Origin of the sequence: Streptomyces sp. SID12501 (assembly GCF_010550245.1) — a bacterium.
In the GTDB taxonomy this organism is placed as follows: Bacteria; Actinomycetota; Actinomycetes; order Streptomycetales; family Streptomycetaceae; genus Streptomyces.
Genome location: NZ_JAAGLU010000412.1, coordinates 1 through 521, shown reverse-complemented (window position 1 = coordinate 521; position 521 = coordinate 1). Strand labels below are relative to the sequence as shown.

Below are 521 nucleotides of genomic sequence, written 5' to 3'. Positions count from 1 at the left end.
GCCCCGGCTGCTGATCCTCGGGCCGCTCGCCCTCCAGCGCGGCCGGGACCCCGTGCCGGTGACCAGTCCGATGCTGCGGCGGCTGCTCGGACTGCTGGCGCTCAAGCACCCCGAGCCCTCCACCCAGCGGGAGATCACCGACACGCTCTGGCCGTCCGGGCCGCCCAGTTCGCACCAGAGTCTGATCCACACCTATGTCAGCCAGGTGCGGCGGCTGCTGGAGCCGGGCGGTCCGCGGACCGTTCCGGCGCCCACCATCGTCCGGACGCCCACCGGATATCTGCTCCAGGCGTCCCGGAACCAGATCGACCTCGGCCACTTCGACGAGCTGCTGGCCCAGGCGGAACGGCTGCACCGCGCACCGGACCCGGGGGCGGCGTACGAGTCGCTGACGCAGGCGCTGCGGTGGTGGCGGGGGCCGGTGCTCGCGGACGCGGATCCGGTGCTGCGCCAGCATTCGGCCGCGGTGGTGGCCAACGAGCGGCGGGTCAAGGCGGTGCTGCTGTACGCCGACACGGCAC

General features: G+C 73.7%; 1 protein-coding gene. It reads left to right on the top strand.

Going from position 1 to position 521, the window contains the following annotated elements; translation table 11 throughout:
- A partial coding sequence (locus G3I71_RS46510) for a BTAD domain-containing putative transcriptional regulator (protein ID WP_275409441.1) occupies positions 1-521 on the top strand: 521 nt, incomplete at both ends.